The sequence below is a fragment of the Actinomadura sp. HBU206391 genome, from assembly GCF_014323665.1.
GTDB lineage: Bacteria > Actinomycetota > Actinomycetes > Streptosporangiales > Streptosporangiaceae > Actinomadura_C.
Window position 1 is genome coordinate 1 of the sequence record NZ_JABVEB010000355.1, and the last position, 4612, is coordinate 4612.

The window sequence follows — 4612 nt, forward strand, 5'->3', positions numbered from 1 at the left end:
CTCCAGCGGCTCCAGGCCGCCGGCCGCCCGTACCTGGGCGATCAGCGGGGCGATCTGCTCCAGCAGGTACCCGCCCCGCCTGAGCTGGTGGGCCAGCCGGGCGTCCCGTACGTCGGCCTCGTCGTAGACGCGGTATCCGGTCCGCGGGTCGCGGCGCGGGCGCACCAGCCCGGCACGCTCCCATTTGCGCAGCGTCGCAGGCCGGATCCCGAGCCTCCCTGCCAGCGGCCCGATGAACGTGCCGCCGGGCCCGGACACCGCGGCCGGCTCGGACACTGCGTCTGATTCGGACGCCGTGGCGGGCTCCAGGTCGCGGAGGGCGCTCTCCACGGCCTGTAGGGTCCGGCGGTCGTCGAGGAGCTGGGCGTGGCTCTCGTCGATGAGGCGGAACGCCTCCTCGACCACGCCCTGGTTCACCGCCCGCATGATCGACGTCGCCGTCTGGTGGCCGTGGCCGGGCACTAGAGCGAGGAACGCGCGCAGAGCCCGCGCGTGCAGCGGGGTATAGGTGCGGTAGTCGTGGGCCGTGCGACCGGCGGCCGGAAGGATGCCGGCCTCCTCGTAGTTGCGGATCGCCTGCGTGGACAGACCGTACCCGCGCGCCAGGTCAACCGGCCTGAGCCGCTCACCGTTTTGAAGGTTTCGTCCCATGAGCCTGCCGATATCGCGGGGAAGTTTCAACCGAGAGTTCAATGATACCGTTGAAGGCGTGGCTATTGACCTCAAGGACACCGCCCATGCCGTCGAGGCCGCCGCGGTCATGGGGTGCTCCCGGTCCGACCGCGACTGCTCGCCCTGGGTGAGCCGACCCACCTGAGCCAGGAGTACGCCTTCCTGGCCACCGCCCTCGGCACGATCCGCCACCAGGGAGTCGACACCCCATCCTCCGACACCAGGAATCCTCGTCCGTCGCCGGGCACGCCCCGAATTCAAAGGTGGATCACCAGGCCATCGCACCCTGACGGTCACGGAAGGTCCCGGACGGTCCGTCCGCCCCGATGGTGGCGAGTTCGACGATCGCGTCTGTCCCCTCGGTCACCGTCTGCGGGCCGCTGTGCCCGTTGAAGTCGGTCGCGGTATAGCCCGGGTCGGCCGCGTTCACTTTCACGTCCGTCCATGCCTTCGCGTACTGCGTCGTCAGCATGGTCACGGCAGCCTTCGACGACGTGTAGAGCGGCGTGACGATTCGCGACTCGACGCGCTCGACGTCGTGGGTCGCGGCGAACGACCCCATGCCGCTCGAGACGTTGACGATGACCGGGTTCGCGGACTTGCGCAGTAGGGGCAGGAACGCGTGCGTCACCCGGACGATCCCCACGACATTGACCTCGAACACCGCGCCGGCGTCAGCGGCCGTTATCTGGTCGGCGGGCTTGTGCGTCCCGTGGATACCCGCGTTATTGATGAGGACGTCGATGAACCCCTCATGGGCTCCGATGTCCGCGGCGGCCGCGGCCACCGACGCGTCGTCGGTCACGTCGATCTGGACGAAACGGGCACCGAGTGCGTCGGCGGCCGCCTGGCCGCGCTCTGGATCGCGAGCGCCGACGAGGACGGTGTGGCCGGTCTCGATCAAACGGCGGGCGGTTTCGTACCCGAGGGATCTGTTGGCTCCTGTGATGAACGTTGTGGTCATGTGTTCACTCTCGGCCAGTGACGAGAGGAGAACCAGTGCCCTCTGCGACGGTGGGACGGCCAGTACCAGGCAGATACGGCAATCCAGCGGGCATGATGGTCGAGTGGACGAGACCCTTGGAAGGGCATTGCGCCGCTGGCGCGACCGGCTTTCTCCCCTCGACGTCGGGCGGACCGCACGGCTCGGGCGACGTGCGGTGGGGTTGCGACGCGAGGAACTGGCCGAGCTCGCAGGGCTGTCCGTCGACTATGTGGTGCGGCTGGAGCAGGGGCGCGCCACGAACCCTTCGGCGCAGGTCGTCGCGAGCCTGGCCAGGGCACTGCAGCTGGAACCCATGGAGCGCGATCACGCCTACCGGCTGGCCGGCCTCCTCCCGCCGCGGGAGGGGACGATCTCTACGCATGTTCCAGCGGGGGTCCAACGGGTGCTGGCTCGCCTCGGGGAGTTCCCCGTGGGCGTGTTCAGTGCCGACTGGACCTTGCTGTCCTGGACCCCCGCGTGGGCAGTGCTGCTGGGCGATCCCGGCGCGCGGGCGCCGGTCGAGCGCAACCTGGTGCGGGCGGTCTTCACCACAGGACCCAAAGGGCTCGCGGCCTGGCCCGTGCTCCACGACGGCGACGCCCTGAACCGCGCACTCGTCGCCGATCTGCGCACGGCTCTCGTCGACCACCCCCGTGACCGTGGACTGATCGACCTTGTCGCGGGCCTGCGCTCCAGCAGTACGGAGTTCAGCCGGCTGTGGGACGAGGGTGCGGTCGGTCGGCACGTCTCGGCTCGCAAGACAATCGTGCACCCCCAGGTCGGCGAGGTGACGTGCGACTGCGACGTGCTCACCGTTCCAGGCTGCGACGTCCGGCTCGTCGTCTACACGGTGGCCGCGGGTTCCGCCGATGCGGAGAAGTTGGAGTTCCTGCGGGTCACGAACGGGGTGGCCGCCGACGGCCCCTCGCCTCCGGTGCCCGGTCCGTTCTCCACGCCGTAACAGCCCCACCGAACACAGAACAGCCACTCGGCCAGCGACGGCGCCGGAACCCGTGACGTGTCCACCCACCGACTGTAAAGCCCGCAAGGCCTTCACCTCCGGGAACCTCGCACGTCCCGCGGCCATTGCCCTGCCGGCCCAGGAGGGAGAGCACGCCACCGCGAGCTCACACGTCGTTGCCTTGTGATCTGCTCACGTGCGCCGGCACAGACCCGACTCGCTGCTCGAGCCGCACGCGATCAGCCGCGCCGCGGAGTGACGAGGCCGGATTCGTAGGCGAACACCACGAGCTGGGCGCGGTCCCTGGCACTCAGCTTGGTCATCGCCCTGCTGACGTGGGTCTTCGCGGTAGTCGGGCTGATCACCATGTGGGCGGCGATCTCGTCGTTGGACAGGCCGCGGGCCACCAGCGCGGTGACCTCGCGCTCGCGGTTGGTCAGCACGTCGAGCCCCTCGGGCGCGGACTCGGGACGGCGTGCGACGTACTCGCCGATCAGACGGCGGGTGATCGCTGGGGACAGCAGCGCGTCGCCGCGGGCCGCGACCCTGACACCCTGCAGCAGGTCGGCGGGCTCGGTGTCCTTGACCATGAAGCCGCAGGCGCCGGCGCGGAGCGCGTTGAAGACGTACTCGTCGAGGCCGTAGTTGGTGAGGATCACGACGTGAACGCCGCCCAGCCGCTCGTCGACGGCGATCAGCCGGGTCGCCTCGATGCCGTCCATCACCGGCATCTGGATATCGACGAGGGCGACGTCGGGCCGGTGCTCGAGGGCGAGCGCGACGCCCTGCTCGCCGTTCGCGGCCTCGGCCACCACCTCGATGTCCTCCTCGATCTCCAGCAGGGCCCGGAAGCCGCCGCGAATGAGCGCCTGGTCGTCCACGATCAGCACGCGAATCACGATGGTTCTCCAAGGGGAAGCTCGGCGCGTACGGTGAAGCCGCCCTCGGGGCGGGGGTCGGCTCGCAGCCGGCCGCCGAGCGCCGCGACGCGCTCGCGCATGCCGAGCAGACCCGTGCCGGGCACGGGCGGCGCGTCCGGGTCGGCCTTGCCGTCGTCGTCGACCTGCACGACCAGCTCCTCGCCTGCGTAGTCGATGCGCACAGCCGCGGCTGCCCCGCCGGCATGCCTGGAGACGTTGGTGAGCGCCTCCTGGACGATCCGGTACGCGGCCCGGTCCACCTCGGCCGGCAGCTCCTGCCGTGTGCCGGAGATCGTCACCGTGGCCGGCAGTCCGGTCGAACGGGCCCGCTCCACCAGGTCGTCGAGCCGGTCAAGACCGCTGGCCTGGGCCTCGCCGTCAGAGCGGTCGGCGTCGCGCAGCACCTCCAGGGTGGCCCGCAGCTCGCGCATGGCGTCGCGGCTGGCCTCCTGGATGGCCAGCAGCGCGGGGGGCGCGTCCTCGCCGCGCTTGCGTGCCAGGTGGACGGCCACCCCGGCCTGGACCTTGATGATCGAGATGCTGTGGGTGAGCGAGTCGTGCAGTTCCCTGGCGATGCGCAGCCGCTCCTCGCCCGCACGGCGCAGGGCCGCCTCCTCGCGGGTCCGCTCGGCCTCGGCGGCCCGCTGCTCGGCCTCCTCCAGGTACGCCTGCCGGTGCCGGGTCACCGTCGCTATCACGCCGGACGCCACGAACCAGCCGACCAGCAGTGCGGTGTCCTGGAGGGTCTGCCCGGACCCGTCGGCGCCGGGCAGGTTCACCGCCAGGTCGGTCCCCAGGAAGACCATGGCCGCCAGCACTGCGGCCGGCGGATGGCCGACCCTGACCGCGGCGAACACCGACACCATCACGGGAAAGGCGGCCGCCGGGCCCGGCTGGATGTGCGCCGCGACCACGGCCATGCAGGCCGTGCTGACGAGCAACGACACCAGGGGCGCCCGCCGCCACGCGACGAGCGCAAGCGAACCGGCGAGGACGGCCGAGAGATCAAGCGCGCCAGCGTGCGGCGTGTAGAGCACGACGACCGACAGCAGGACGGCCATCCCCGCGGCGAGC

The 4612-nt window shown here is 70.8% G+C and carries 5 protein-coding genes; 1 reads left to right on the plus strand and 4 read right to left on the minus strand.

Annotated features, from left to right (window positions below; translation table 11 throughout):
• On the minus strand, positions 1 to 651 hold a 651-nt coding region (locus HKK72_RS36175), incomplete at its 3' end, for a MerR family transcriptional regulator (protein ID WP_187238900.1).
• Between the two features lie 289 nt (positions 652 to 940).
• Positions 941 to 1636 carry an SDR family NAD(P)-dependent oxidoreductase gene (locus HKK72_RS36180; protein WP_187238901.1) on the minus strand — a complete coding sequence of 232 codons (696 nt, stop codon included), beginning with the start codon at positions 1634 to 1636 and terminating at the stop codon, positions 941 to 943.
• Positions 1637 to 1739: 103 nt separating this feature from the next.
• Between HKK72_RS36180 and HKK72_RS36185 the strand changes: the two genes are divergently transcribed.
• On the plus strand, positions 1740 to 2618 hold the full coding sequence (locus HKK72_RS36185) for a helix-turn-helix domain-containing protein (protein ID WP_187238902.1): 879 nt from the start codon (positions 1740 to 1742) through the stop codon (positions 2616 to 2618).
• Positions 2619 to 2857: 239 nt separating this feature from the next.
• Here the strand turns inward: HKK72_RS36185 and HKK72_RS36190 are convergent, their stop codons facing one another.
• Both HKK72_RS36190 and HKK72_RS36195 read right to left on the minus strand, forming a co-directional pair.
• Positions 2858 to 3517 carry a response regulator gene (locus HKK72_RS36190; RefSeq protein ID WP_187238903.1) on the minus strand — a complete coding sequence of 220 codons (660 nt, stop codon included), beginning with the start codon at positions 3515 to 3517 and terminating at the stop codon, positions 2858 to 2860.
• On the minus strand, positions 3514 to 4612 hold a 1099-nt coding region (locus HKK72_RS36195), incomplete at its 5' end, for a sensor histidine kinase (RefSeq protein WP_187238904.1). The genes HKK72_RS36195 and HKK72_RS36190, both read right to left, overlap by 4 nt.